The following is a 25910-nucleotide window of genomic DNA, read 5'->3' on the forward strand; positions in this document are numbered from 1 at the left end:
GCTCAGCGCAGCAGCAGCTGCAGCCCGCCCACCACCGTCGCCGCGATCACCAGCTGCTCGAACAGCCGCTGGTCGATCCGCTCCACGGCCCATCTGCCGATCAGCGCGCCGGGCACCACGAACAGCACCAGCACGGCGTCGAGCAGCAGCGACCCGGCGTCGATCAGCCCCAGTCCCGCACTGAACGGCACCTTGGACGCGTTGACGATCAGGAAGAAGAAGGCGGAGGTGCCCAGGAAGCCCAGCTTCCGGAAGCCCGCGGAGAGCAGATACATCGACATCACCGGGCCGCCCGCATTGGCGACCATGGTGGTGAAGCCGCCGAGGACGCCGTAGGAGCGGGCCTTGATCCGGCCCGCCCGGCCGGTGACCGCCTCCGGTTCCTCCTCGCGCTCGGCGCCGCGCCGCCGCCACACCGTCACCCCGGCCATCAGCAGCAGGATCGCGCCGATGGACATGCGGACCGCCTGGTCGTCGGCCCAGGTGAGGAAGAGGGTGCCCACCACGACACCGGCGGCGACGGCCGGGAACAGCCGCCACAGCGTGGGCCAGTGGGCGTGCCGCCGGTAGGTGAGCACGGCGAGCACATCGCCGGCGATCAGGATGGGCAGCAGCACACCGGTGGAGGCCCGGGCGGGCAGCACCGCGGCGAAGACGGCGAGGCTGACGGTGTTGGCCCCGCTGACGGCGGTCTTGGAGAAGCCGACCAGGCAGGCGGCGATGGCCAGTGCGGCGAACTCCCACCCGGTGAGCTGCGTGATCGTGTCCATGCGCGGCTGATGTTATGTCCTGACAAGCAGCCCAGGAAGAGCCGTCTCAGCGGCCGGCCGGCGCCCGCCGGCGCGCCGGGCGTCCGGCGCCGGTGTCCAGGACCTTCGGCATCAGCCGCCCGCCGCATCGGGAGCCCCGGTAACCGGGCCGCCCGCGGGGTCCCGCGTCAGTGACGCTCGACCAGCACCGCGCTGCCCTGTCCGACGCCGACGCACATCGTCGCGAGGCCGCGCTCGGCCCCCGTGCGCCGCATCCGGTGCAGCAGGGTCGTCAGGATGCGCGCCCCCGAGCAGCCCAGCGGGTGGCCGAGGGCGATGGCGCCGCCGGTCGGGTTGACCAGCTCGGGGTCGATGCCGAGCTGGTCCACGCAGGCGAGCGCCTGGGCGGCGAAGGCCTCGTTGAACTCGGCCTCCTGGATGTCGCCGATGCTCCAGTCGGCCCGGTCCAGCACCTTGCGGGTGGCGGGAACGGGTCCGATGCCCATGACGTCCGGGTGGACGCCCGCCGAGGCGCCGGCGACATAGCGGCCGAGGGACTCCAGGCCCAGCTCGTTCAGCGCCTCCTCGCTGACCAGGAGCAGTCCGGCCGCCCCGTCGTTCATCGGCGAGGCATTGCCCGCCGTGACCGAGCCGCCCTTGCGGAACACCGGCTTCAGCCGGGCCAGCTTCTCCAGCGAGGTGTCCTCGCGGATGCACTCGTCGGCGTCCACGACCACCCCGTCCGGGCGTTCGACGGGCAGCAGCTCGTCGTCGAAGACGCCGTTCTTGCGGGCCTCGGCCGCCCGCTGGTGGCTGCGCAGCGCGAACTCGTCCTGCCGCTCGCGGGAGATGCCGTAGCGCTCGGCGACCTCCTCGGCGGTCTCGCCCATGGACAGCAGCCCGTGCAGTTCCTTCATCGCCGGGTTGACCAGCCGCCAGCCGAGCCGGGTGTCGAAGGTCTCCATGCGCGGCGGCAGGGCCTCGTCGGGGCGGGGCAGGACGAACGGGGCGCGGCTCATCGACTCGGAGCCGCCCGCGATCACGATGTCGGCCTCGCCCGCGGCGATGGTGCGGGCGGCGGTGGTGACGGCCTCGAGACCGGAGGCGCACAGCCGGTTGACGGTGGCGCCGGGCACGGACTCGGGGAGCCCGGCGAGCAGTGCGGCCATCCGGGCCACGTTGCGGTTGTCCTCGCCCGCCTGGTTGGCGGCGCCCCAGTAGACGTCGTCCACGCGGGCCGGGTCCAGCGCGGGCACGTCGGCGACGAGACCTCGGACGACGGCGGCGGCCAGGTCGTCCGGACGGACCGGGGAGAGGGCTCCGCGCAGCTTGCCGATCGGGGTGCGGCGGGCGGCCGCGAAGTGGACGGGACGCACGAGGAGGACTCCTGACGGAAACAGAGGGCTGTGCCGTGTCCGGCGCCTTGTTAATTAGCACCGCTAGTTTCGAACTATAGACCGCGGGGCGGTCGGCTGGGAAGATCCCCAGGACTCGGCCGCCTCACACCGGATGATACGGAGGAACCATGCCCCCGGCCCGTGCCCACCACCTCACCGGCACCCGCGGCACGCTGGCGGTCCGCGAGTGGTCCGGCGACCAGCGGTACCTGGCGCTGGTGGTGCACGGATACGGCGAGCACACCGGCCGGTACGCGCCGCTCGCCGAGGTCCTGCTCCGGCACGGCGCCCTGGTCACCGGGCCCGATCACATGGGCACGGCGAGTCGGCGGGCGAGCGGGTGCTGATCGAGGACTTCGAGGAGGTGGTCACCGATGTGCACGCCGTCGCCCGGCGGCTGCGCGAGGAGCACCCCGGTCTGCCGCTGGTGGTGATCGGGCACTCCATGGGCGGGCTGATCGCGGCCCGGTACGCCCAGCGGTACGGCGAGTCGCTCGCCGCCCTGGTGCTCTCGGCGCCGGTGATCGGCGACTGGGAGCTGCCGCGCCGGCTGCTCGCCCTGGACGAGATCCCTCGCACGCCGGTCAGCCCGGCGGCGCTCTCCCGCGACCGGGCGGTCGGCGCGGCGTACGCGGCCGACCCGCTGGTCTGGCACGGCCCGATGAAGCGCCCGACGGTCGAGGCGTTCGCCCACACCCTGGACACCGCGGCCGAGGAGGGCGCCACGGGCCCGCTCCCGCTGCTCTGGCTGCACGACGACGACCGGCTGGTGCCGCTGCCCGGCAGCCGCGTCGGCGTGGAGCGGCTGAGCGGCGGCCGGCACACCGAGCGGGTGTTCCCCGGCGCCCGGCACGAGGTCTTCAACGAGACCTGCAAGGCGGAGGCGTTCGAGACGCTGACGCGCTTCCTGGACGGCGTTCTCGCAGGCCGGGCCGCTGCCACGCGCCCGCCGTCCGGTTTGTGACCGCCGGTTGGGGGCACCCGCACTGCCCGGACCGACGAGTCGAGGAGCACTGACTGATGACTGTTGTGCGCAGCACCCTGCCCGAGGAAGCCCGCCGGGTCTCCTGCGAGGCGCTCCAGGACACCCTGGTGGATCTTCTCGGTCTGTCGCTGATCGGCAAGCAGGCGCACTGGAACGTGGTGGGCCCGCGGTTCCGCTCGATCCACTTCCAGCTGGACGAGGTCGTCACCGCCGCGCGCACCCATGCCGACGCGGTGGCGGAGCGGGCCGCCACGCTGGGCGTGCCGCCGGACGGCCGCCCGGGGACCGTGGCCAAGGTGTTCTCGCTGCCCGCGCCCGACGAGGGCTGGCTGCGCGACACCGAGGCCGTGCGGGTGATGACGGACGCCCTCGGCACGGCCATAGCCCGCCTGCGCGAGCGCGTCGACGCCACCGAGAAGGCCGACCTCGTCACCCAGGACCTGCTGATCTCCGTCACCGCCGATCTGGAGAAGCAGCGGTGGATGTTCGAGGCGGAGAACGGCCCGGACGGGACCTGACCGGGGCGGTGCACAGGCACGACGCGGCAACCGCACGGAAAGGACCCCCGATGGCCGACGCCTTCGAACTCGACGCGCTGTGGGAAGAGTTCCATCGCGTGGTGAACATGACCTCCACGGAGCTCGCGGCCCGGCTGCAGGTGTCCGAGGCCGGCGGGCACGCCGAGGCGCCGCCGCCGGAGGACGAGGCCACCGGGCTGCGCGTCCTGGCCGTCCTGCAGAAGCGGCGCACCGACCTCACCGAGGACGACGCCGGGGTGATGTGGGAGGTCGTGGACGCCGTGGACGCCCAGCGCGGCCCCGGGCACGGGCCGGCCGCCGAGGACCCGGCCCGCCGGCGCCGTCTGATGGCACTCGGCCACGACCCGCTGCGCGCGTGACCAGGAGCGTGACCAGGAGCGGCCACGACCCGCTGCGGGCGTGACCCCGAGCAGCCGGGGCGAGCGCGTCGTGCGGGCGCTCGTCCCGGCGCCGCCTCGGCCTCGTCGACCGAGCCCCGCCCCTCCCCCTCCCTCTCCGTTCCCGGGACAACGTGATCACCGCGCGGCACAATGGCCGCAGGCCGGTCGCGGCCGTACGGGTGAGGGAGAGGAAGAGACGTGAGTGAGAGCCACGCCCCCGAAAGCCACACCCCGCCGAGCGGGTCGGCCAGGCTGAACACCGGTGTGGCGCACAACGCGCGCGTGTGGAACTACTGGATCGGCGGCAAGGACAACTACGAGGTCGACCAGAAGGTCGGCGACCACGTCGCCTCGATCAACCCGATCATCCGGGACATCGCCCGAGCGGACCGGGAGTTCCTGGGCCGGGCCGTGACCTGTCTGGCCGCGGAGCGCGGAGTGCGGCAGTTCCTCGACATCGGCACCGGGCTGCCCACCGCGGACAACACCCATGAGATCGCCCAGCGGATCGCCCCCGACGCCCGGATCGTCTACGTCGACAACGACCCGATCGTGCTGACCCACGCCCGCACCCTGCTCACCGGCACGAGGGACGGCGCCACCGACTACATCGACGCCGATGTGCACGACCCCGACACGATCCTGAGCCGTGCCGCGCACACCCTGGACCTCGACCGCCCGGTCGCGGTGATGATGCTGGGCATCCTCAACTTCGTCCTCGACACCGCCGAGGCCCGCGGGATCGTGCGCCGGGTCATGGCCGCGCTGCCCTCCGGCAGCTTCCTGGTGCTCACCCACCCGACCTTCGATCCCGAGGTCGGCGGTGAACTCCAGGTCCCCGCCATGGAGTTCTGGAACAAGAACGCCACTCCCCCGATCACCGCCCGCAGCGGTACCGAGATCGCCGCCTTCTTCGAGGGCCTGGAGCTGGTGGAGCCGGGCCTGGTGTCCTGCTCCCGCTGGCGCGCCGCCTCCGACTCGGCCGTCGTGGTACCGCAGTACGGGGCGGTGGGCGTGAAACCCTGACCCGGTCCGGCCGGGTCCGCGCCCCGCACCGCCGGCCCGCACCGGCCGGCGGCCGGGTGTACGACCGGCTTCACCGCAGTCCCGCACCGTCGAAAGTATGATCAAGCAATGTCTGACATGACCGAGACCACGCCCGGCTGGCTGACCTCCGACGAGCTGGAGTCGGCCCGCGCCCGCATGCCGATCCTGTACGTCGAGGCCGTTCCGGTGCGGGTGGACGACAGCGGCGAAGTCACCAGCGTCGGGCTGCTGCTGCGCATCGGACCCGACGGAACGGTCAGCCGGACACTGGTCTCCGGCCGCGTCCTGCACCACGAGCGGGTGCGCGACGCCCTGCTGCGGCACCTGGAGAAGGACCTGGGCCCGGTGGCGCTGCCCCGCGTTCCGCCCTCGCTGCAGCCGTTCACCATCGCGGAGTACTTCCCCACCCTCGGCGTCACCCCGTTCCACGACCCGCGCCAGCACGCGGTGTCGCTGGCCTACATCGTGCCGGTGACGGGCGACTGCCGGCCCCGGCAGGACGCGCTGGACCTGGTGTGGTTCAGCCCGCAGGAGGCCGTGTCCGAGGCGGTGCAGAGCGAGATGCCGGGCGGGCACGGGGTGCTGCTGAAGCAGGCACTGGCGCACGCGGGCTGCGTGATCTGACCGCGGTCCGCGCCCGGCTCGGGTCACCGTCCGGCCGGGCGGACTCGCGCGCCGGCTCAGCTCCCGGTCTTCTCCGGGTGCGTGAGGTTGGTGCCGGTGGCCGGGTCGAAGACATGCGCCTTGCCCATGTCCACCCGCAGCTCGATCGGCGCGCCCTCGCGGGCCCGGGTGGCGGCGTTGAGCCGCGCCACGACCTGCTGTGCTCCGCCGGCGCCGGTGTCGCGGGCGCCCGAGTCGGTGGCCAGCTCCTCCAGTTCGGCGGTGCTCACCGGGCCGCCCTCGGCGCTGAAGTAGACGTACGCGTCCGAGCCGAGGGACTCCAGCACGTCCACGCCGGCGGTGATGGTGGGGCCGCCGGTGTCCGCGGCGAGGGCGGCGTCCTCGAAGGCCTCGGGACGCAGCCCCAGGATCACCTCGCGCGGCGCCTTCTGCCGCTCCAGGGCCTGCCGCGCGGCGTCCGGCAGCGGGAACTCGCCGATCGGAGTGCGCAGCCGGCCCGCCTCCAGGGTGGCGTTCAGGAAGTTCATGGCCGGGGAGCCGATGAAGCCGGCCACGAACAGGTTGCGCGGGTGGTCGTAGAGCTCGGCGGGGGAGCCGACCTGCTGGACCACGCCCTGCCGCATCACGACGACCCGGTCACCGAGGGTCATCGCCTCGGTCTGGTCGTGGGTGACGTACACGGTGGTGGTGCCGAGCCGCCGCTGCAGCCGGGAGATCTGGGTGCGCATCTGCACCCGCAGCTTGGCGTCCAGGTTGGACAGCGGCTCGTCCATCAGGAACGCCTTGGGGTCGCGCACGATGGCCCGGCCCATGGCGACGCGCTGGCGCTGGCCGCCGGACAGGTTGGACGGCTTGCGGTCCAGGAAGTCGGTGAGGTCGAGGATCCGCGCGGCCTCCTCCACCTTGGCGTCGATGGTCGCCTTGTCGACCTTGGCCAGGCGCAGCGGGAAGCCCATGTTCTCCCGCACGCTCATGTGCGGGTACAGGGCGTAGCTCTGGAACACCATGGCCACGTCGCGCTCCTTGGGCGGGAGGTCGTTGACGACCCGGCCGCCGATGCGCAGCGTGCCCTCGGTGATGTCCTCGAGTCCGGCGATCATGTTGAGGGTGGTGGACTTGCCGCAGCCGGACGGGCCGACCAGGATCACGAACTCGCCGTCGGCGATGTCCAGGTCCACGCCCTGCACGGCGAGGGACCCGTCGGGGTAACGCTTGCTGACTCCCTCGAGGACGATCTCGGCCATGGGGGGCGCCTCCTTGCCTTCGGACTCATCCCTTGACCGCGCCGGACGTGAGGCCGGCGACGATCCGCCGCTGGAAGAGCAGGACGAACACGATGATCGGGATGGTGATCACCACGGCGGCGGCGGCGATCGACCCGGTGGGCTGCTGGAACTGCGAGCTGCCGGTGAAGAACGCGATCGCGGCCGGCACCGTCCGGGCGGACTCGGTGGAGGTCAGCGAGATCGCGAAGAGGAAGTCGTTCCAGCAGAAGATGAACACGAGGATGGCGGTGGTGAACACGCCGGGCGCCGCGAGCGGCACGATGACCAGGCGGAACGCCTGAGCGGCGGTCGCCCCGTCGACCTTGGCCGCCTTCTCCAGGTCCCAGGGGATCTCCCGGAAGAACGCCGACAGCGTGTAGATCGCCAGCGGCAGCGAGAAGGTCATGTACGGGATGATCAGCCCGGGCCAGGTGTCGAAGATGCCGATGATGCGCTCGATGTTGAACAGCGGCGACACCAGGGAGATCGGCGGGAACATCGCGATGAGCAGTGACATGCCGATCAGCAGCTGCTTGCCGGGGAACCTCAGCCGGGCGACCGCGTAGGCGGCCATGGTGCCGAGGACGACCGCGATCAGGGTGGCGATCAGGGCGATGCCGATGGAGTTGATCAGGGCGCGGGTGAACTCGGACGTCTCGAAGATGCCCTTGTAGTTCTCCAGGGTCCAGTCGGTGGGGATGTAGCTGCCGTCGGTGAGGGTGCTGGGGTCCTTGAACGACAGCGCGGCGATCCACCACACCGGGAACAGGGCGTACAGCACCACGACGACATTGACGATCGCCCATCGCGTGGCGTGGGTCTTGCCGACGGCGGCCATCAGCGCTTCACCTCCGCGCCGGGTGCGGCGGCGCCGAACAGCTTGACGAAGGTGAAGGCGATGATCCCGACGCAGATGAAGATCAGGACCGAGATCGCCGACCCGATGCCGAGGTTCAGCGCGGTGAACAGGTTGTCGTAGCCGAGGATGGACACGGAGCCGGTGTCCTGGGCGCCCGCGGTGAGGATGTAGATGTTGTCGAAGATCCGGAAGGCGTCCAGGGTGCGGAAGAGCAGCGCCACGAGGATGGCCGGTTTCATCAGGGGCAGCATGATCCGGACGAATCGCTGCCAGGCGGTGGCGCCGTCGACCATCGCGGCCTTCAGCGTCTCGTCGGGGACGAGGGCCAGGCCGGCGAGCAGCAGCAGCGCCATGAAGGGGGTCGTCTTCCACACCTCGGCGAGGACGATCAGCCACAGGGCGGGCCACTGCTCGGTCAGCGGGGCGTCGCCCTCGGGCAGCAGCTCGGCGAGGTAGCCGAGGTCGGGTGTCCAGGCGTACTGCCAGGAGAACGCGGCGACCACGGTGACGATGCCGTACGGGATGAGGACGGCGGTGCGGATGGTGCCCCGCCAGAAGAGGGTGCGGTGCATCACCAGCGCGAGGCCCATGCCGAGGACCAGTTCGATGGCGACGGACACGCCGGTGATGAACAGCGTGACCCAGAAGGCGTCCCACCAGAACGGCGAGGACAGCACGGCCCCGTAGTTGTCCAGGCCCACGAACTCGGCCCGGCCGGGGAAGCGCAGGTCGTAGCGCTGGAGGGACAGGTAGACGGCGTATCCGATGGGGTAGGCGGTCACGGCGAGCATGACGATCACGGCCGGTGCACACAGCAGCCAGCCCAGGCGGCGCTCCTGCCGGGCACCCTCCGAGAGCGCATTGCCGCGCGGTGGGCGGTCGGTCACGGGATCACACCCTCGGATCGCAGGGCCTTGTCGATCTGGTCCCGGATGGTGTCCACCGAGCTCTCCGGGTCGATCTCGGAGGGCGGGGAGAGCGTGTGCGAGACCGCGATCGACACGTTCTGGTAGGCGGGGGTCCGGGGGCGCACGCTCGCCGACTGCAGAGCGGCCAGCACCTCCCGGTGGAAGGGGTACTCCTTCTGGAACGCCGGCTCGTCGTACAGGGCGCGCAGGGTGGGCGGCAGGCCGCCCTCGAGCGCCGCGGTGAGCTGGTTCTCCCGGTTGCGCAGGCAGAGCGCGGCCTCGAAGGCGAGGTCGGGGTGGCGGGAGTAGGCGCTGACGGCGAGGTCGATCCCGCCGATGGTGGGCCGGGCGGGCCGGTCCTCGTCGACGCGCGGGTAGGGCGCCCAGGCGAAGTTCTTGAACAGCTGCGGGTTGTTCGCCTTCATCGAGGGATAGACGAACGGGTAGTTGAGCTGGAACGCGGCCACTCCCGCCTCCATGGCGAGGCGGTTGGCGTCCTCCATCTGGTTGGGCAGCGAGGGGTCGGCGGCCGGGGACTTCGCCAGCTCCCGCATGATCGAGGCGGCCCGCACGGCCGGGGCGCCGAGCGAGGGCTCGGTGGCACTGGCGTTGAGGATGGAGCCGCCCGCGCTGTTGATCAGCGTGTTGAACCAGACGGTGAGGCCCTCGTACTGGGCTCCCTGGATCTCCACGTAGTGCGGCTTGCGCTGCCGGGCCAGCTCGCGGGCCTTGTCCAGCATCTCCGCCCAGGTCTTCGGCGGATCGGGCACCAGGTCCTTGCGGTACCACAGCAGCTGGGTGTTGGTGTTGTAGGGGACGGCGTACAGCTTGCCCTTCCAGGTGGCCGTCTGGATCGGCACCCGCAGGGTGCCCTCCATGGCCTGCCGCTTCATCTCACCGGTCCACTCGCGGATCCAGCCGGCCTCGGCGAACTCGGCGGCCCAGGTGACGTCGAGACCGAGGATGTCCAGGGAGTCGTCCTCGGCGGCGAGGCGGCGGACCATCTGCTGGCGCTGGCCGTCGGCGGCGCGGGGCAGCTTGTTGTAGACGATGCGATAGCGGCCGCCGGAGGCCTGGCTGCACCGGTCGGCGGCCTTCTGCAGGGCGCCGGAGTCCTCGGGGAAGTTGTACCAGTTGATGGTGGGCCGGCCGCCGGAGTCCCCGTCGTCGCCGCAGGCCGCGAGCGTCCCGGCCAGCAGTGTCAGCGCGACGACCGCCCGCATCCGCCGCGCCCTCCTGGGGCGTCCGCACCTCGCGTGCACGCGCTCCACACCTCGCTTCCGGGACGGCGGCGCGGGTGTCGGACCCCGCGGTCTGCTTACTCGGCGAACGCTAAACAGGACATAGCGCGACATCAAGGCCAAATGCCTTGGATTCGCCCGAATGCACCTCGGGGCGAGGTTGGTGTCAGCCCGCGGAGCCTCCGGGCACCACCAGGCCGGTCTCGTAGGCCACCACGACGGCCTGGGCTCGGCTGTCCAGGTCTAGTTTGGTCATGGTGCGGTTCAGATGGGTCTTGACCGTGGCCTCGCTGATGAAGAGCTGCTCGGCGATCTCGGTGTTGGACAGTCCGCGCGCGGTCAGCCGCAGCACCTCGCGCTCGCGTGCGGTGAGCGCCTCCAGGGAGGCCGGGGAGTCCGGCACCGGCTCCGCGCGCTGCACATAGGCCTCGATGAGCCGGCGGGTCACGCTCGGGGCGAACAGCATGTCGCCGCGCGCCACGGCGCTGACCGCCTCCAGCAGCCGTTCCGGCCCGGTGTCCTTCAGCAGGAAGCCGGACGCCCCGGCGCGCAGCGCGGCGTACACGTACTCGTCGAGGTCGAAGGTGGTGAGCACCAGCACTCGCGGCAGGCCGGATCCGTCCTGAGGGGTCCCGGTTCCGGGTCCCGCGGCGGCCTCGGCGAGGATGCGCTCGGTGGCGGCGATGCCGTCCATGCCCGGCATGCGGATGTCCATCAGCACGACGTCGGGCCGGGTCCGGGCGGCCAGGGTCACCGCCTCCGCACCGTCGGTGGCCTCCCCGACCACCTCCACACCGGGTGCGGCGCGCAGCAGCGCGACCAGCCCCGCGCGGATCAGGTCCTGGTCGTCGACCACGAGCACCCTGATCATCCGCGTATCGAAGTCCTCATCTCCCGGTGGCCGGCGCCGCGGTGGGGAGGGTGAGGCACACCCTGAATCCGCCCCCAGGGCGCGGACCGATGTCCACGGTGCCGCCGTAGAGCCTTGCGCGTTCGCTCATGCCGATCAAGCCGTGCCCGGAGGAAGGCGGGACATTGGCCGGAAGTGGTCGTTCCCCACGGCGCCCGTCGTCGGTGACGGTGACGGTCAGCTCCCGGGGCCGGTAGGCGACGACGACCGTGGCCCGGGCGGGGCGGGCGTGTTTGATCACATTGGTCAGGGCCTCCTGCACCACGCGGTAGGCGCACAGTTCGACTCCGGGCGCCAGTGGCCGGGGGGTGCCCTCGGTCCGCAGCTCCACCGGGACGCCCGCGGCCCTGACCCGCTCGGCCATCTCACCGAGCCCGGACAGTCCGGGCATCGGCGCGTACGGGGCGCCCCCGGCCACCGTCTCCGCCAGGGCGCCGGACGGCTCGTCCGCGCCGCCGTCGGGGCCGCCGCGCAGCAGGGTCAGCATGCGGCGCAGCTCGCCGAGCCCCTCCTTGCTGGTCTCGGTGATGGTGCGCAGGGCCGCGCGGGCGGTCTCCGGCTCCGAGTCGAAGACATAACTCGCAAGCCCGGACTGCACATTGATCACCGACATGTGGTGGGCGACCATGTCGTGCAGCTCGCGGGCGATCCGCCGCTGCTCCTCGGCGACGGCGCGACGCATCCGGTGCTGCTGCTCGCGCCGCAGCTGCTCGGCGAGTTCGGCGAGCCGGTCGGCGCGGCGGGCGGATATCTGCGCGGCGATCCCGACCCGGCAGCCGACGGCCGGGAAGACGATCGCCTGGGCGAAGACCGCGGGTGTGGCCTGCCCGATGCGCCAGCCGGCGTACACCCAGATCGCGCCCACCGCCGCGGTGCAGACGAGGGCCGGGCGCAGGGGCCGCAGCGAGGCCACCGTGTACAACCCGAGGAACGGGCCCATGGAGTTGACCACGGGCCAGTAGCCGAGGGTGATGAACAGCACCCACGCCGCCCCGCTCACCAGGAAGACGGTGAGCGGGGCGCGCCGGCGCAGGGCGAGCGGGGCATTGACCAGACAGGAGACGGCGATGCCGAGGCCGTCCTGGGGCCGCCATCCGGTCCCCTCGGGATCGCGGCCCACCAGGATCGCCACCGTAGTGAAGGCCAGGGCGATCAGGACGTCGAGCCACGGTTCCCGGCGATCGGTCAGGCGTTTGATCCAGCGCACGGGCGCAGCGTACGGGCATGACCGGGCCCCGGCCGCCGCTTCCCGGCGGCCGGGGCCCGCTGGGCCTGCGCCGTCGGCCCCGCCTCGGATCACTTCAGCCGTCGCCTCCGCCCACGCGGCTCACCTAAGGAAGTGGCCGCAGCACTCGGAGTTCCACCCAGCGGTGCGAGCTGATGCCGTTGTCGACACCGGCGCCACCGTGCTCAGGATCAGTGCCGCGCAGAGCGGGGCGAGCAGTGTCCTCGCCCTGAATCCCCCGTTCCTCTTCACGGTCGAGTCCACGCCCGCCCCCCCTGCGGCCCCCCGTCGGCGAGGTGTTGCCCTCGCTCACCACAGAAGCTACGCCGCCGGCCGTCCCGGGTCGTCAAACCGCCGTTTGATCGTCGGGGTAAACCTTCGCGGTACACCGGCGGGCACGCTCAACCGTGGTGGCAGCGAGCGCGTGCCGCCCGGCAGGGGGAGAGCGAAGGCCGCCGGAACGGCGAAGAGGCCGCCCGGAAGCTCCGGTACGGCCTCTGATCTGCGACTCTCGCAAGTCGGGACGACAGGATTTGAACCTGCGACCCCTTGACCCCCAGTCAAGTGCGCTACCAAGCTGCGCCACGTCCCGTTGCCCGCCTGACCTGGGGATTCCCCCGGCCGAACGCGCACGGAAACCATACCGCACTCGCGGTGGTGATCGCGCACTCCTTTCCCGCTTGACCTCAAGTTCGATCGAGGTTGCAGCATCGTCGGCATGACGACGACCGAGCAGACCAAGCGTGTGTACGGGTACGAGGACGTGCCCGGACTGATGAGCCTCATGACCGGCGACGAGAAACACGGACCGGCCGCCACCTCCACGCTGGACGTGCTGTGGGTGCTCTACGACCGCGTGCTGCGGGTGAGCCCGCAGACGGCCGACGACCCCGGGCGCGACCGGTTCCTGCTGTCCAAGGGACACGGGCCGATGGCGTACTACGCGGTGCTGGCCGCCAAGGGCTTCCTGCCCGTGGAGTGGCTGCCGGACTTCGGCTCCTTCGGCTCCCCGCTGGGTCACCACCCCGACCGGACGCTGGTGCCGGGCGCGGAGATCGGCAGCGGCTCGCTGGGCCACGGCCTGCCGATCGCGGTGGGCACCGCCCTGGGGCTGCGGGCGCGGGGACTGCACGAGCCGCGGGTGTGGACGCTGATCGGGGACGCGGAGCTGGACGAGGGCAGCAACCACGAGGCGATCGCCTACGCCGGGCCGGCCGGCCTGGACCGGCTGCACGTGGTGGTCGTCGACAACTCCTCCCGCAGCCACGCCCGGCCCGGCGGCATCGCGGCCCGCTTCGAGGCGGCCGGCTGGTCGACACGCACCGTCGACGGACGCGACCACGAGGCGCTGTACGCCGCGTTCACCGCACCCCATCCGGGCCGGCCGCACGCGGTGGTGGCCCGGGTCGAGCCGAAATCCGCCTGACGTCCCCACCGCCCGACCGGACCGGCCGAACCGACCAACTCGCCCACCCAGAAAGAGGAGCGCTCCCCGTGGACACCATGCGTGATCGTCTGGCCCCTGTCGTCACCCGGCTGCTCGACGAGGACCCCCGGGTCGCCGTGGTACTCGCCGAGGTCGGCATGGCCGGCTTCGAGACCGCCCGGCGCCGGCACCCCGACCGGGTGGTGAACGTCGGCATCCGCGAGCAACTGCTGGTGGGAGCCGCCTCCGGAATGGCGCTCACGGGGCTGCGCCCGGTGGTGCACACCTTCGCCAGCTTCCTGGTGGAGCGGCCCTTCGAGCAGGTCAAGCTGGACCTGGGGCACCAGGGGGTGGGCGCGGTGCTGGTGAGCGCCGCCGCGTCCTTCGACTGGCCGGCCGGCGGCTACACCCACATGGCGCCGGGCGACGTGGCCCTGCTGGACACGCTGGACGGCTGGACCGTGCACGTGCCGGGGCACCCGGACGAGGCCGAGACCCTGCTGCGGCAGGCGGTGGGCGCCGGGGACGACAAGGTGTACGTGCGGCTGTCGGTGCAGTCCGGCAGCCGGGCCATGCCGGTCGACGGGGCGCGGTTCCTCACGGTGCGCGAGGGCAGCCGAGGTGTCGTCGTCGCGGTCGGGCCGATGCTGGACCAGGTGCTCGCCGCTACGGAGGGCCTCGACGTCACCGTGCTGTACGCCACCACCGTGCGTCCCTTCGACGCCGCCACGCTGCGCTGGGCCACCGGGGGAGCCGCAGCGGACGTGGTGCTCGTGGAGCCGTACCTGGCCGGCACCTCGACCGGGGCGGCGAACGACGCGCTGCCGGACGTGCCGCACCGGGTCCTCGGTCTGGGCGTGGGCCGGGCCGAGCTGCGCCGCTACGGCACGATCGAGGAACATGTGGCCGCGCACGGCCTGGACCCCCGGTCGCTGCGGGAGCGGATCACCGGCTTCCTCGCGGGACGGCGCACCCCGGCGGGCGTGTGAGACGGCTCCTGGCGTCAGGCAGCCCCGCCGGCGGACCGGTCCGAGGGCGGCAGGCCCAGCGTCGGATGGGCCTCCAGGAGGCGGGGCGGGGCCGCCTGGCGCCAGGAGTCGGCGAGGATGTCGCGGAGTTCGGTCTGGTTCTCGAGGGCGGCCAGCCGGACCCGGACCCAGGCGAACTGCGCCTCGTGACCGGCGATCCAGAACTTCTCCGGCTCGGCGAGGGCCAGTTCGTCGCGCTCCTCCTCGGGGCAGCGCACCGCGACGGACGTCTCGTCCTCGGGCAGCGTGGCGAACATCTTCCCCGCGACCCGGAAGGTGGGCATGCCCCAGGCGGTCTTCTCCGCGGTGTCCGGCAGGGACAGCGCGATCCGTCGTACGTCTTCCGCATCCGGCATGGCAGGCACCGTAGCGCCTGCCACTGACCATCACCCGGCGGGAGAGGCGGGGGCGGCTTCCTGGAGCGCGTCGAGGACGGGCTTGATCAGCGGGTGCTCCTCCGCGCCCCGGCGCACGGCGGCGAACACCCGGCGGGTGGGCGCCACTCCGTCGACCGGCCGCACCACCACACCGGCGAGGTCCATGCCGCGCAGCGCGGAGCGCGGCACCAGCGCCACCCCCGCGTCCGCGGCGGCCAGCGCGACCACCGCGCGGAAGTCGTCCGAGGAGTGCTCGAGCCGCGGCTGGAACCCCGCGTTCTCGCAGGCCAGGACGACCACGTCATGGCACGGGTTGCCGGGGTAGGGGCCGATCCACGCGTCCTTGGCCAGCTCGGACAGCGGCACCTCGGCGGTCTCCGCGAGCCGGTGGGTGACGGGGACGACCGCGTCGAACGGCTCCGCGTACAGCGGCACATGGGTCAGCCGGGGGTCGTCGGCGGACGGTGCGCCCCGGTACTCGACCGCGACGGCCACGTCGACCTGCCGGTCCAGCACCATCGGCAGGCTGGCGTCGCCCTCTGCGTCCCGGACGCGGATGCGGATGCCGGGCGCCGACCCGGCGAGGCTCGCCACCGCGGGCGCGACGACCTCGGCGATCCCGGTGGCGAAGGAGGCGACGGTGACCGTGCCGGCCGAGCCGGAGCTGTAGGCGGCCAGCTCGGCGGCGGCCCGCTCCAGCTGGGCGAGGATCGCGTTGGTGTGGCTGAGCAGGATCTCCCCGGCCGGGGTCAGCCGGACACCCTTGGCGCTGCGTTCCACCAGCTGGTGACCGGTCTCCTGCTCGAGGGCGGTGAGCTGCTGGGAGACCGCAGAGGGGGTGAGGTAGAGCGCGGCGGCAGCCGCCGTGACCGTACGGTGGTCGGCCACCGCACGGAGGATGTGGAGCCGCCGCGCCTCGATCATGTGGCCGATTGTCTCAAACGTGACGGAGCACTCCGCCCGGGCCGGGCGAAGTGCTCAGATCGTCACGAGACGCGAAACGCGAACGCGCGACACGAGACGGGGGGGGGCGGGGGCGTCTCCCCGCTCAGGCCGCGTCCAGTTCCGCGCGGGCGGCGACGAAGGCGTCCACGGCGCGGTCGACGTCCTCTGTGCAGTGGGCGGCGGAGAGCTGGACGCGGATGCGGGCCTGGCCCTGCGGGACCACCGGGTAGGAGAAGCCGATGACATAGACGCCGCGGTCGAGCAGCAGCTCCGCCAGGCGCCCGGCCCGTGCCGCGTCGCCGATCATCACCGGGGTGATGGGGTGGTCGCCGGGCAGGATGTCGAAGCCCTCCTCGGCCATCCGGCGGCGGAAGCGGGCCGTGTTCTCGGCGAGCCGGACGCGCAGGTCGTCGGCCGACTCCAGCAGGTCGAGGACCTTCAGCGAGGCCGCGGCGATCACCGGGGCGAGCGTGTTGGAGAACAGGTAGGGCCGCGACCGCTGGCGCAGCAGCGCGACGATCTCGGCGCGGGCGGCCACATAGCCGCCGGAGGCGCCGCCGAGGGCCTTGCCGAGGGTGCCGGTGATGATGTCGACGCGGTCCATCACGCCGTGCAGCTCAGGGGTGCCGCGTCCGCCGGGGCCGACGAAGCCGACGGCGTGCGAGTCGTCCACCATCACCATCGCGTCGTAGCGGTCGGCGAGGTCGCAGATCTCCCGCAGCGGCGCCACATAGCCGTCCATGGAGAAGACACCGTCGGTGACGATCAGCCTGCGGCGGGCGTCCGAGGCCTCCTTCAGCTGCCGCTCCAGGTCCTCCAGGTCGCGGTTGGCGTAGCGGAAGCGGCGGGCCTTGGACAGGCGGATGCCGTCGATGATGGAGGCGTGGTTGAGGGCGTCGGAGATGACGGCGTCCTCGGGGCCGAGCAGTGTCTCGAACACGCCGCCGTTGGCGTCGAAGCAGGAGGAGTACAGGATCGTGTCCTCCTGGCCGAGGAAGGCCGACAGGCGGGCCTCGAGCTCCTTGTGCACCTCCTGGGTGCCGCAGATGAAGCGGACCGAGGCCATGCCGTAGCCCCAGCGGTCCAGGGCCTGGTGGGCGGCGAGGATCACCTCGGGGTGGTCGGCGAGGCCGAGGTAGTTGTTGGCGCAGAAGTTGAGGACCTCGCCGGGCCGGCCGCCGGCGGTGACGTTCACCGTGGCGGACTGAGGGGTGCCGATGACGCGTTCCGGCTTGTGCAGGCCGGCGGCGCGGATCTCGTCGAGGGTGGCGCGGAGGTCGTCGCGGACGGAAGCGAACATGGCGGGTGCTCCTGAGGGTGGTGGCGCGGAAGCGGTCGGCGCGGCGGGCGGGCCGGGGTGCGGCCCGCGGGGGCGTCAGGCGGTCCAGTCCAGGATGACCTTGCCGCCCTTGCCGCTGGCCGCGTCGTCGAAGGCGGCCTCGAAGTCGCGGTAGCCGTAGCGGCCGGTGATGACCGGGGCGAGGTCCAGGCCGCCCTCGAGCAGCACCGACATCGCGTACCAGGTCTCGAACATCTCGCGGCCGTAGATGCCCTTGATGGTGATCATCGAGGTGACGATCCGGGCCCAGTCGACGGGGAACTCCTCGGCGGGCAGGCCGAGCATCGCGATCCGGCCGCCGTGCGTCATGTTGGCGACCATGTCCCGCATGGCCTCGGGGCGGCCGGACATCTCCAGGCCGATGTCGAAGCCCTCGCGCAGGCCGAGGGTGTGCTGGCCGTCGGCGATGCTCGTCTCGGCGACGTTCAGGGCGAGGCTGACGCCGATCTTGCGGGCCAGCTCCAGGCGCTCCTCGCTCACATCGGTGATCATGACGTGGCGGGCGCCCGCGTGGCGGGCCACGGCGGCGGCCATCAGGCCGATGGGTCCCGCCCCGGTGATCAGCACGTCCTCGCCGACGACCGGGAAGGACAGCGCGGTGTGCACGGCGTTGCCGAACGGGTCGAAGATCGCGGCGATGTCCAGGTCGACGGGGACGCGGTGCACCCAGACGTTGGAGGCGGGCAGCGTGACGTACTCGGCGAAGGCGCCGTCACGGCCGACTCCCAGGCCCACGGTGGCCCGGCACAGGTGGCGGCGGCCGGCCAGGCAGTTGCGGCACTTGCCGCACACCAGGTGGCCCTCGCCGCTGACCAGGTCACCGGTCTTGATGTCGTCGGGGACGTCCCGGCCGGTCTCCACCACCTCGCCGACGAACTCGTGCCCGAGGACCAGCGGGGTGCTGACGGTCTGCCGGGCCCAGCCGTCCCAGTTCCGGATGTGCAGATCGGTGCCGCAGATACCGGTGCGCAGCACCTTGATCAGTACGTCGCCGGGTCCGACGGCGGGCTCCGGAACGTCCGCGAGCCACAGCCCGGGTTCCGCCTTCTCCTTGACGAGCGCCTTCAACGCAACGGCTCCTGGGGTGTGTCCCGGCGCCGGGGCATGCGAAGGAGGCCCGGCACCGGGGAGAGGAGTGGAATCGCACTGCAATCTGCCGTACAACACCATCACCGGTCCATCGAGGATTTCTTAAGCTCGGCCACAGCTTTCCTTCACGCGTCACCTCATCGGCGGTGCAGCCCGCGCGACGTTTCCGCACGGGTCAGAGCAGCAGCCCGCCGTCCTCCCCGCCCTCCAGGCGCACGACGAGCCGGGCCGCCTGCTCCTTGATCGCGGCGAGGCCCTCCTGCCCCCAGGCCCGCGGCTGGATGTCGCAGACCGACACGGTGCCCAGGACCATGCCGGTGCTGTCGATGAGCGGAGCGCCCAGGTAGGAGCGGATGCCGAACTCGTCGACGACCGGATTGCCCGCGAACCGCGGGTAGTCGCCGACGTCCTGCAGGGCCAGCGCCCTGCGCCGCGCCACCACATGCGGACAGAAGCCGTGGTCGCGGGGCAGCGACCGGCCGAGCAGCGAGCCGGTGCCGTCGCTGCGCACGGCGGGCGGGGCGGCCGGGGTGTACAGACCGGCGAAGAACTGCCCTTCCTCGTGCAGGAAGTTGACCATGGCGTACGGGGCTCCGGTGAGCTCGGCGAGCCGGTGGGCGAAGGCGTCGAGGGCGGGCTCGGGTCGCTGTCCGAGTCCCAGCAGCTGCAGTCTGCGCCTGCGGGCGGGTGCCTCCTTGTCCTCGGGGGTGAGCAGCAGACGACCGGCCGGGCGGGGCGGGTCGTAGCTCATGGGCGTGCTCCGTGTGGTCGGGGCGGTCGGACGTGAGTCATGTACGGGCTCCGTGACGGTGTGCGTGGGATCACATGTGGGCGCCATGTCCGGTGGCGGTGGCCGGGGCGTAGGCGATGAGATGCCTGACGAGGGTGAGCAGGGTCTGGACGCCGGAACTGGAGATCCGGGCGTCGCAGCACACCACGGGGATCTCGTCGGGCAGGTCGAGTGCGGCACGCACCTCCTCGGGGTCGTAGCGGTAGGCGCCGTCGAACTCGTTGACGGCGATGATGAATCCGAGCCCGCGCTGCTCGAAGAAGTCGACGGCGGGGAAGCACTCCTCCAGGCGCCGGGTGTCGACCAGGATGACCGCGCCGAGGGCGCCCTCGCAGAGCTCGTCCCACATGAACCAGAACCGCTCCTGGCCGGGCGTGCCGAACAGGTAGAGCACGTGGTCCTGGTCGAGGGTGATCCGCCCGAAGTCCATGGCGACGGTCGTCTCGATCTTGTTCTCGATGCCGTCGAGGCTGTCGGTGGCGGCGCTGACCGTGGTGAGCAGTTCCTCCGTGCTGAGCGGCGCGATCTCGCTGACCGCGCCGACGAAGGTGGTCTTGCCCACGCCGAACCCGCCCGCCACGAGGATCTTCAGCGCGGTGGGGAAGACGTCGGCGCCGTGCTCGGAGCCGTCGCCGTAGTCAGAGCTGTCGTCGTAGTCCATCGAGCACTGCCTCCAGAAGGGCCCGGTCCGTCGGGGTGTGGTGGAACGCGGGGGGCTTGGTGGTCAGCGCCCCGCAGTCGACGAGGTCCGCCAGCAGCACCTTGGTGACGGCCACCGGCAGCTTGAGATGGGCGGCGACCTCGGCGACCGGGACGGGGGCGCGGCACAGGTCGAGGGCCTGTGCGTGTTCGGGGCCGAGGTAGCCGAGGGGGGTGGCTCCGGTGGCCATCACCTGCGACAGCAGGTCGAGGGCGACGGTGGGACGGGTGCGGCCGTTGCTGACGGTGAACGGGCGCACCAGCCGCCCGGCGGCGTCGTCCAGCCAGGGCCCGTCGCCGGCCGCCGTCGCGCTCAAGACCTCATCGCCGGGGAAGCCGGCGAACCCGGAGATGCCTGGGGCTCGGCGGCGTGCTGCCGGGGTGCGGTCACCAGGTAGGGCCGGACGCTCTTGACCAGCATCGCCATCTCGTAGCCGAGCACGGCCGCGTCGGCCTCCCGGCCGGCCAGGACCGCGAGGCAGGTGCCGGATCCGGCGGTGGTGACGAACAGCAGGGTGGAGTCCAGCTCCACGACCACCTGCCGCACGTCGCCGCCGTCGCCGAAGCGGATGCCGGCGCTGCGGCCGAGCGAGTACAGGCCGGAGGCCAGGGCGGCCATGTGGTCGGCGCTGTCCGGGTCGAGTCCGTGGACGGACTTCACCAGTCCGTCGCAGGACAGCAGAACGGCGCTGCTGGTGTGCGGTACGCGCTGCACGAGGCCGCTCATCAGCCAGTCGAGATCGGATACCTGGGCGGTCGGCGCATCGCTCGCCATGGTGGATCGACTCCTTGTCGTACGAAGGTCAGCGGGAGCGCTGGGACTCGGGCCGGGGGTGGAGGTGGTCATCCGGCGGATGCGCTCCCGTCGTGCCGGGGGGTGTGCTCGATACGTGCCGGGTCCCGTGCGGGAAGGGGTGTGCGGTCGGGTGCCCCGGCCCGCTCGGCGGGCCGGGGCTCGGCGGACCGGGCGTCGTCGGGGTGCTGGGTCTCGGCCAGGCCGATGCCGCGCCGGAAGGCGGCCATGAGGTTGGGGTCGTGGCCGGGGACCTCCTCGGACTCGTGGCGCGGCACGGGGCCGTCACGGAGCTGGGGTGCGATGTGCTCCTGGGCGCGGCGGCGGGGCAGTTGGGGCCGGCCCATGGTGCCCCGCACGGCGCCGGTGCGCGGGGTGAGCGGCTCGTTCTCCTTCTCGGCGAGGACCTGCCGGTCGTCCGCGCGGATGCCGGGCACCGCCTCGGCCGGGGTGGGCCGCGTCTGCCGTGCGCCGCGCACCGGCAGCGGCGGGGCGCCGGACCGGCCGTCGGCGGACCGGGCCGAGGGAACGAACGGGGCGGTCCGGGCGGGCTGTTCGGCCTGCGCGGGAGCGGAGGACGCGGCATGCGTCACGGGCGCCGCCGGCCGGGCGTGTCCGGTGGGCCGTGCGTGCTCCGCGGGCCGGGTGTGCCCGGCGGACGCGGCGGGCGCGTCGGGCGCGGACACCGGTGAGGGCGAGGGCTTGCCGCCGGGACCGGGCCGGGGCGGCGCCGGCTGCCGCTGCCACTGCGGCACGGACGGGGTGGCGGCCGGGGTCAGCGGCACCCCGGCGGGCGGTGTCGCCCCGCCGGTGCCGCTGCGGGTGCCGGCCGTGCCGGTCCCCGTACCGGTGTCCTCCGAGCGGCCCTGCCCGCCCGCCGGGGCCGCGCCCGGCTCCGCGCCGAGCAGGGTCTGGGGCACCACCAGCACCGCCTGCACGCCGCCGTAGATGTTGGTCTGCAGCCGCACCTGGATGCCGTGCCGCCTGGCCAGCTGCGAGACCACGAACAGCCCGATCCGCCCGTCGGCGAGCAGACTGGCCACATTGACCTGGTCGGGGTCGCTCAGCAGGGCGTTCATCCGCTCCTGTTCCTCCACCGGCAGGCCGAGCCCGCGGTCCTCGACCTCGACGGCGAGCCCCGAGGTGACCCGGTTGGCGCGCAGCAGCACCTGGGTGTGCGGGGCGGAGAACACCGTGGCGTTCTCCACGAGTTCGGCGAGGAGGTGGATGACGTCGGCGACGGCGTGCCCACGCAGGGTGCCCTCGATGGGCGGCACCAGCTTGACCCGCGAGTACTGCTCGACCTCGGCGATGGCCGAGCGCAGCACCTCGGTCATGGAGACCGGGTTGCTCCACTGCCGCCGGGAGACGGCGCCGCCGAGCACGGCCAGGTTCTCCGCGTGGCGGCGGATGCGGGTGGCCAGGTGGTCGACGTGGAAGAGGCCCTTGAGCAGCTCGGGGTCCTCGATCTCGTTCTCGAGCTCGTCGAGCGTGGAGATCTCCCGGTGCACCAGGGACTGCAGCCGCCTGGCCAGGTTGACGAAGACCTCGAGCTTCTGCTCGCTGCCCGCCTGGCTGGACAGCCGGGAGGCCTGCACCACGGCGGTCACGGCACCGTCGTGCGCGCGGGCCAGGTCGGCGGCGAGCAGGTCGAAGTCGTCGGCGTCCCGGGGCGGTCCGCCCCGGCGGACCGGGGGCGGCGGGCCGTCGCCGCGGCGCAGCGTCTCGACCAGGGCGCGCAGTTCGCCCTCGCGCCGGGCGGTGCTCCGGCGCAGCAGGGCGATGCGGTCGCGCACGGAGCGCGCGGTGCGGTCGGCGGCCACGGCGGCGATGACGATGCCGGCGAGCGCCACGCACACCGCGCCGCCGAGCACGGCCCACAGGGCGGGGCCGGGCCGCACCCCGGTGGACCGGACCATGAACAGCACGGCGGCGCAGGCGCTGAGCGCGACGGCGACGGGCGGGAGCACGGCGAGCCGCAGCAGCTGCGGCCGTATGTGCGTCTCGGCCAGGGCCGCGGCGGGTCTGACGGCCGGGCGCCCGTGCCGTCCGCCCTCGCGCCGGGACGTGACCTCGCGCCGGGGCACGCGCCCGCGCACGGCCGGCCCGGTCTCCGACTCGGCACCCACGCCTCCCGGCCGGTTCCCTCGTCCGACTTGTGCCTGCACGTACCGGTCCCCGCTCCCTCTTGCGACGCTGTCGACCGACACTCACCGTAGTCGTCACCGCATCATGCGCGATGGGCAGTTGACAAACTCCCCCGGCCTACGTCCCGCTCTGGTATGAGGCCTCGTACGACAGACCGATAACCCGGCCGACCAGCGAGAGACCGCCGATCACGAACCGATCACCCCTGTTCAGAAGCGGTCATAGGTGATCGATGCGATGAGAGTGGCCCACACCTCCGCTTCGTCGGGCAAGGCCGTTCGGGGACTCCACCGGGACGGGCGCACGCCAGGAGTCCCGGCCCGCCCACCGCACGGATGTCACTTTCCGTAAGCATCAGGCCCAAGGTTCCGGCGGCCTGGTGCGCAGGTGGCGGGGACGGGGGCCGCGGCTATCGTGGTCGAAGGGGCCGCGACTGCTGGTGAACCTGGTGAGCGAGGTCTCTATGACCGGATCGACTCCGCGCGGCGCCGAGGGCGCCATGGGACGCGGCTATGCGCGGCACTCACGGGTCCAGCACCGCGCCGACGACTACGGAATGCCCCTGCTGCGCCGCGCCGTTGACGCGGCTCCGCTGCCCGCGGACGGCGAGCCCTTCCGGGTGGCGGATCTGGGCGCGGCGGCCGGGACCAACTCCCTCGATCCCATGCGCCTGGTGGTGGAGGGGATCCGGGGGCGCACCGGGGAGGCCACCCCGGTGACGGTGGTGCACACGGACATTCCCGCCAACGACTTCAACACCATGTTCGCGACGGTCATGAGCTCGCCCGGGTCCTACGCCCGCGAGCCCCAGGTCTTCGCGTTCGCCGAGGCCCGCTCCTTCTACGAGCCGCTCTTCCCGCCCGCGGAGCTGCACCTGGCCTGGAGCGCGATCGCCGTGCACTGGCTCTCCCGGGTGCCCGGACCCGTACCCGGCCACATCTTCTCCACCCGCGCCACCGGCGAGGTGCGCCGGGCCTTCGAGGAGCAGGCGCGGACCGACTGGGAGTCGTTCCTGACCCACCGGGCCCGGGAGCTGTGCCCCGGCGGGCAGCTCGTGGTGCTGGGCGGGGCAGCCGCCGACGACGGGTCCAGCGGTGCCGAGGCTCTGATGGACACCGCCGACGCCGTGCTCGCGGACCTGGTGCGCCAGGGCCTGATCACGCCGGACGAGCACGCGAACATGACCATCCCGACCTGGAACCGGTCCCGGGAGGAGTTCCTGGCCCCGCTGCGGGCGGGGCCGGTGGCGGACGTCCTGCGGCTGGAGGAGCACGACCTGGTGGTGCTCCCCGACATCCATCTGGAGGAGCTGCGCAGGACCGGCGACGTGCAGGGCTTCGCCGAGCGGGTGACCGGGTTCTTCCGGGCGGCGTTCCAGCCCTCGCTGCTCAGCGCGCTCGACACGCCCCCCGGCCGTGACGGCGCAGCGGCGGGCCCCGGCGACAGGGCGGACGAGGTGGCAGAGGCGTTCGCCGCCGCGATGCGCGCCCGGATCGCCGCCGACCCGGAGGCCGTCGAGACCCACTGGCATGTCGTCCCGCTGCGCATCACCCGCGTGTGACGGGCTCCCGCACCCGGAGAGGCTCCCATGACGCACGCCCCGGCGGCCCGGCGACGACACGGCGGACTGACCGTGCTGCTGCTCGCGTCCTTCATGGGCATCCTGGACGTGCTGATCGTCAATGTCGCCGCCCCCTCCATCCAGCGGGACCTGGGCGCGGGCTTCTCCACGATCCAGATGGTGATCAGCGGATACGTCCTGGCCTACGCCGTGATGCTGACCACCGGGGCGCGGCTCGGCGACTCGCACGGTCCGGCGCGCGTCTTCCTGCTGGGCGTGCTGGGGTTCACGGCGCTGTCCGCCGGGTGCGCGGCCGCGCCCTCGGCCGCCGTGCTGATCGTCCTGCGGCTCGGCCAGGGGCTGGCGGCGGCGCTGATGCTGCCACAGGTGCTCGCCCTGATCCAGGTGCTCTTCCCCAGGGAGCAGCGGGCCCGGCCGCTTGCCCTGTACGGGGCCACGCTGGGGCTGGGGGCGGTGCTCGGGCAGATCATCGGCGGTGCCCTGATCCGCGCGGACGTCCTCGGGCTGGGCTGGCGTGCGGTGTTCCTGGTCAATGTGCCCGTCGGGCTTGCCGTGGCCGCCTGCACCCCGGTCCTGCTCCCTGGGCAACGGCCCGCCGGACGCCGCCCCCTGGACGTCCCCGGGCTGCTGCTGACCGCGGTCGCCATGACGCTGCTGATCTTCCCGCTGATCCAGGGCAGCGCCGAGGGCTGGCCGCCCTGGGTGTGGCCGGCCTTCTCCGGCTCCGCCCTGACGCTGGCCGCCCTGTGGCTCGTGGAGCGAAGGCGGGAGCGGGCGGGCGGATCACCTCTGATCCCGCCCTCGCTCTTCGGCGGTTCCGGCTTCCGGACCGGGCTCGCCATCGCCCTGATCTTCTACACCGGCAACTACGGGCTCTTCCTGCTGCTCGCCTATGTCTTCCAGGACGGGCTCCACCTGTCACCGCTCGCCTCCGGCGTCGGCTTCCTGCCACTGGGGGTCGGCTTCGCCGCCGCGTCCCTGCTCAGCCGCCACCTCGCCGACCGCTACGGCAGCCGGGTGCTGCTGATCGGCGCCGTGGTCATGGTGGCCGGGTACGTCATCCTGATCGCGACCCTCGCGCCGCACCCGGCGTACTCCGGGCCGGTGACGGCCCTCCTGCTCGCGCCCGCGCTGCTGGTGTCCGGGGCGGGGCAGGGCATCGTGTCGGCACCGCTCATCGGGGTCGTCCTGGCCACCGTCCGCAGGCAGGACGCCGGGGCCGGATCCGGCATGGTGCTGACCGCCAACCAGCTCGCCTCCTCACTCGGGGTCGCCGTGCTCGGTGCGCTCTTCGTCGCCCTGCTGGGCGCCGATCCCCAGGAAGCGGGGGCCGGCCTGGACGAGCGGGACTTCACCGCGGCCCTGATGGGCTGCTCCTGGCTGCTGCTCGCCCTGGCGGCGGCCGTCGGTCTCCTGGCCCGCCGCCTTCCCCACGGCGACCGGCCCGGCACCTCCGCACCGGCCGGCACGGACCGCTCGGCTCGGGGCAGCGAGCAGGACGGCGGGAACTGAGCGGGAACTGAGGGTCCCGCCGGCCGTCACCGGGCTCGGGTCCGGCCGGCGTC

At 72.7% G+C, this 25910-nt stretch carries 25 protein-coding genes, 1 tRNA gene and 1 pseudogene; 9 read left to right on the forward strand and 18 right to left on the reverse strand.

All coding sequences use genetic code 11. The annotated features are described in order from the left end of the window. Positions 1–2: 2 nt before the first annotated feature. Together HCJ93_RS19085 and HCJ93_RS19090 are read right to left on the reverse strand one after the other, a co-directional pair. The gene (locus tag HCJ93_RS19085; protein WP_167996931.1) at positions 3–770 is read right to left on the reverse strand and encodes a sulfite exporter TauE/SafE family protein; all 768 of its coding nucleotides are present in this window, start codon (positions 768–770) and stop codon (positions 3–5) included. 167 nt (positions 771–937) lie between these two features. Then, a complete protein-coding gene (locus tag HCJ93_RS19090; protein ID WP_167996932.1) occupies positions 938–2125 on the reverse strand; it encodes a thiolase family protein in 1188 nt (395 codons plus the stop codon). A gap of 149 nt (positions 2126–2274) precedes the next feature. On the opposite strand from HCJ93_RS19090, the pseudogene HCJ93_RS19095 reads away from it, so the two are divergent. The 5 genes and pseudogenes from HCJ93_RS19095 to HCJ93_RS19115 all read left to right on the forward strand — a co-directional run bounded on the left by HCJ93_RS19095 (position 2275) and on the right by HCJ93_RS19115 (position 5721). Beyond that, positions 2275–3110 (forward strand): annotated as a pseudogene (locus tag HCJ93_RS19095) (alpha/beta hydrolase). A gap of 56 nt (positions 3111–3166) precedes the next feature. Beyond that, a complete protein-coding gene (locus tag HCJ93_RS19100; protein WP_167996933.1) occupies positions 3167–3649 on the forward strand; it encodes a Dps family protein in 483 nt (160 codons plus the stop codon). Positions 3650–3699: 50 nt separating this feature from the next. Further along, on the forward strand, positions 3700–4029 hold the full coding sequence (locus HCJ93_RS19105; protein ID WP_167996934.1) for a DUF3140 domain-containing protein: 330 nt from the start codon (positions 3700–3702) through the stop codon (positions 4027–4029). Positions 4030–4248: 219 nt separating this feature from the next. After that, positions 4249–5076, forward strand: a complete 828-nt coding sequence (locus HCJ93_RS19110; protein WP_167996935.1) for an SAM-dependent methyltransferase — start codon at positions 4249–4251, stop codon at positions 5074–5076. Between the two features lie 108 nt (positions 5077–5184). Next, complete coding sequence (locus HCJ93_RS19115) at positions 5185–5721, forward strand: NUDIX hydrolase family protein (RefSeq protein WP_206317632.1); 537 nt, start codon at positions 5185–5187, stop codon at positions 5719–5721. Between the two features lie 56 nt (positions 5722–5777). On the opposite strand, the gene HCJ93_RS19120 is transcribed toward HCJ93_RS19115, so the two are convergent. The 7 genes from HCJ93_RS19120 to HCJ93_RS19150 form a co-directional block, all read right to left on the reverse strand. Beyond that, entirely contained in the window at positions 5778–6965 is a 1188-nt protein-coding gene (locus tag HCJ93_RS19120; RefSeq protein ID WP_167996936.1) for an ABC transporter ATP-binding protein, read from the reverse strand. A gap of 25 nt (positions 6966–6990) precedes the next feature. Continuing rightward, complete coding sequence (locus tag HCJ93_RS19125) at positions 6991–7824, reverse strand: carbohydrate ABC transporter permease (protein ID WP_167996937.1); 834 nt, start codon at positions 7822–7824, stop codon at positions 6991–6993. Continuing rightward, complete coding sequence (locus tag HCJ93_RS19130; RefSeq protein WP_309141448.1) at positions 7824–8732, reverse strand: carbohydrate ABC transporter permease; 909 nt, start codon at positions 8730–8732, stop codon at positions 7824–7826. The genes HCJ93_RS19125 and HCJ93_RS19130 overlap by 1 nt, the downstream gene beginning before the upstream one ends. Continuing rightward, positions 8729–9976, reverse strand: a complete 1248-nt coding sequence (locus HCJ93_RS19135) for an ABC transporter substrate-binding protein (RefSeq protein WP_167996938.1) — start codon at positions 9974–9976, stop codon at positions 8729–8731. Before HCJ93_RS19135 ends, HCJ93_RS19130 begins: the two co-directional genes overlap by 4 nt. Positions 9977–10160: 184 nt before the next feature. Next, on the reverse strand, positions 10161–10865 hold the full coding sequence (locus tag HCJ93_RS19140) for a response regulator (RefSeq protein ID WP_167996939.1): 705 nt from the start codon (positions 10863–10865) through the stop codon (positions 10161–10163). 16 nt (positions 10866–10881) lie between these two features. Continuing rightward, positions 10882–12111, reverse strand: a complete 1230-nt coding sequence (locus HCJ93_RS19145) for a sensor histidine kinase (RefSeq protein WP_309141449.1) — start codon at positions 12109–12111, stop codon at positions 10882–10884. A gap of 536 nt (positions 12112–12647) precedes the next feature. Further along, positions 12648–12721: transfer RNA gene (locus HCJ93_RS19150), tRNA-Pro, on the reverse strand. Between the two features lie 126 nt (positions 12722–12847). On the opposite strand from HCJ93_RS19150, the gene HCJ93_RS19155 reads away from it, so the two are divergent. Beyond that, entirely contained in the window at positions 12848–13555 is a 708-nt protein-coding gene (locus HCJ93_RS19155) for a thiamine pyrophosphate-binding protein (protein WP_167996940.1), read from the forward strand. Between the two features lie 68 nt (positions 13556–13623). Beyond that, on the forward strand, positions 13624–14544 hold the full coding sequence (locus HCJ93_RS19160; protein WP_167996941.1) for a transketolase family protein: 921 nt from the start codon (positions 13624–13626) through the stop codon (positions 14542–14544). Between the two features lie 14 nt (positions 14545–14558). Here the strand turns inward: HCJ93_RS19160 and HCJ93_RS19165 are convergent, their stop codons facing one another. The 9 genes from HCJ93_RS19165 to HCJ93_RS19205 all read right to left on the reverse strand — a co-directional run bounded on the left by HCJ93_RS19165 (position 14559) and on the right by HCJ93_RS19205 (position 22744). Then, positions 14559–14939, reverse strand: coding sequence for an MmcQ/YjbR family DNA-binding protein (locus HCJ93_RS19165; RefSeq protein WP_167996942.1), 381 nt, complete (start codon positions 14937–14939; stop codon positions 14559–14561). A gap of 30 nt (positions 14940–14969) precedes the next feature. Next, positions 14970–15884, reverse strand: coding sequence for a LysR family transcriptional regulator (locus HCJ93_RS19170; protein ID WP_167996943.1), 915 nt, complete (start codon positions 15882–15884; stop codon positions 14970–14972). Between the two features lie 124 nt (positions 15885–16008). Next, a complete protein-coding gene (locus HCJ93_RS19175; protein WP_167996944.1) occupies positions 16009–17205 on the reverse strand; it encodes a glycine C-acetyltransferase in 1197 nt (398 codons plus the stop codon). Positions 17206–17280: 75 nt separating this feature from the next. After that, positions 17281–18312 carry an L-threonine 3-dehydrogenase gene (gene tdh, locus HCJ93_RS19180; RefSeq protein ID WP_167996945.1) on the reverse strand — a complete coding sequence of 344 codons (1032 nt, stop codon included), beginning with the start codon at positions 18310–18312 and terminating at the stop codon, positions 17281–17283. Between the two features lie 196 nt (positions 18313–18508). After that, entirely contained in the window at positions 18509–19084 is a 576-nt protein-coding gene (locus HCJ93_RS19185) for a GAF domain-containing protein (RefSeq protein ID WP_167996946.1), read from the reverse strand. Between the two features lie 70 nt (positions 19085–19154). Further along, positions 19155–19784 carry a GTP-binding protein gene (locus HCJ93_RS19190; protein ID WP_167996947.1) on the reverse strand — a complete coding sequence of 210 codons (630 nt, stop codon included), beginning with the start codon at positions 19782–19784 and terminating at the stop codon, positions 19155–19157. Continuing rightward, positions 19762–20139: a DUF742 domain-containing protein gene (locus tag HCJ93_RS19195; protein ID WP_167996948.1), complete on the reverse strand. Its 378-nt coding sequence runs from the start codon at positions 20137–20139 to the stop codon at positions 19762–19764. Before HCJ93_RS19195 ends, HCJ93_RS19190 begins: the two co-directional genes overlap by 23 nt. Beyond that, entirely contained in the window at positions 20136–20597 is a 462-nt protein-coding gene (locus HCJ93_RS19200; protein ID WP_167996949.1) for a roadblock/LC7 domain-containing protein, read from the reverse strand. The genes HCJ93_RS19195 and HCJ93_RS19200 overlap by 4 nt, the downstream gene beginning before the upstream one ends. A 68-nt stretch (positions 20598–20665) precedes the next feature. Continuing rightward, complete coding sequence (locus tag HCJ93_RS19205) at positions 20666–22744, reverse strand: sensor histidine kinase (RefSeq protein ID WP_444875656.1); 2079 nt, start codon at positions 22742–22744, stop codon at positions 20666–20668. Positions 22745–23211: 467 nt separating this feature from the next. Here HCJ93_RS19205 and HCJ93_RS19210 point away from each other — a divergent pair, with 467 nt between their 5' ends. Both HCJ93_RS19210 and HCJ93_RS19215 read left to right on the forward strand, forming a co-directional pair. Next, a complete protein-coding gene (locus tag HCJ93_RS19210) occupies positions 23212–24324 on the forward strand; it encodes a class I SAM-dependent methyltransferase (RefSeq protein WP_167996950.1) in 1113 nt (370 codons plus the stop codon). Between the two features lie 27 nt (positions 24325–24351). Continuing rightward, on the forward strand, positions 24352–25857 hold the full coding sequence (locus HCJ93_RS19215; RefSeq protein ID WP_167996951.1) for an MFS transporter: 1506 nt from the start codon (positions 24352–24354) through the stop codon (positions 25855–25857). Positions 25858–25910: the final 53 nt, after the last annotated feature.

Source organism: Streptomyces composti (assembly GCF_012034205.1).
Lineage (GTDB): Bacteria > Actinomycetota > Actinomycetes > Streptomycetales > Streptomycetaceae > Streptomyces > Streptomyces composti.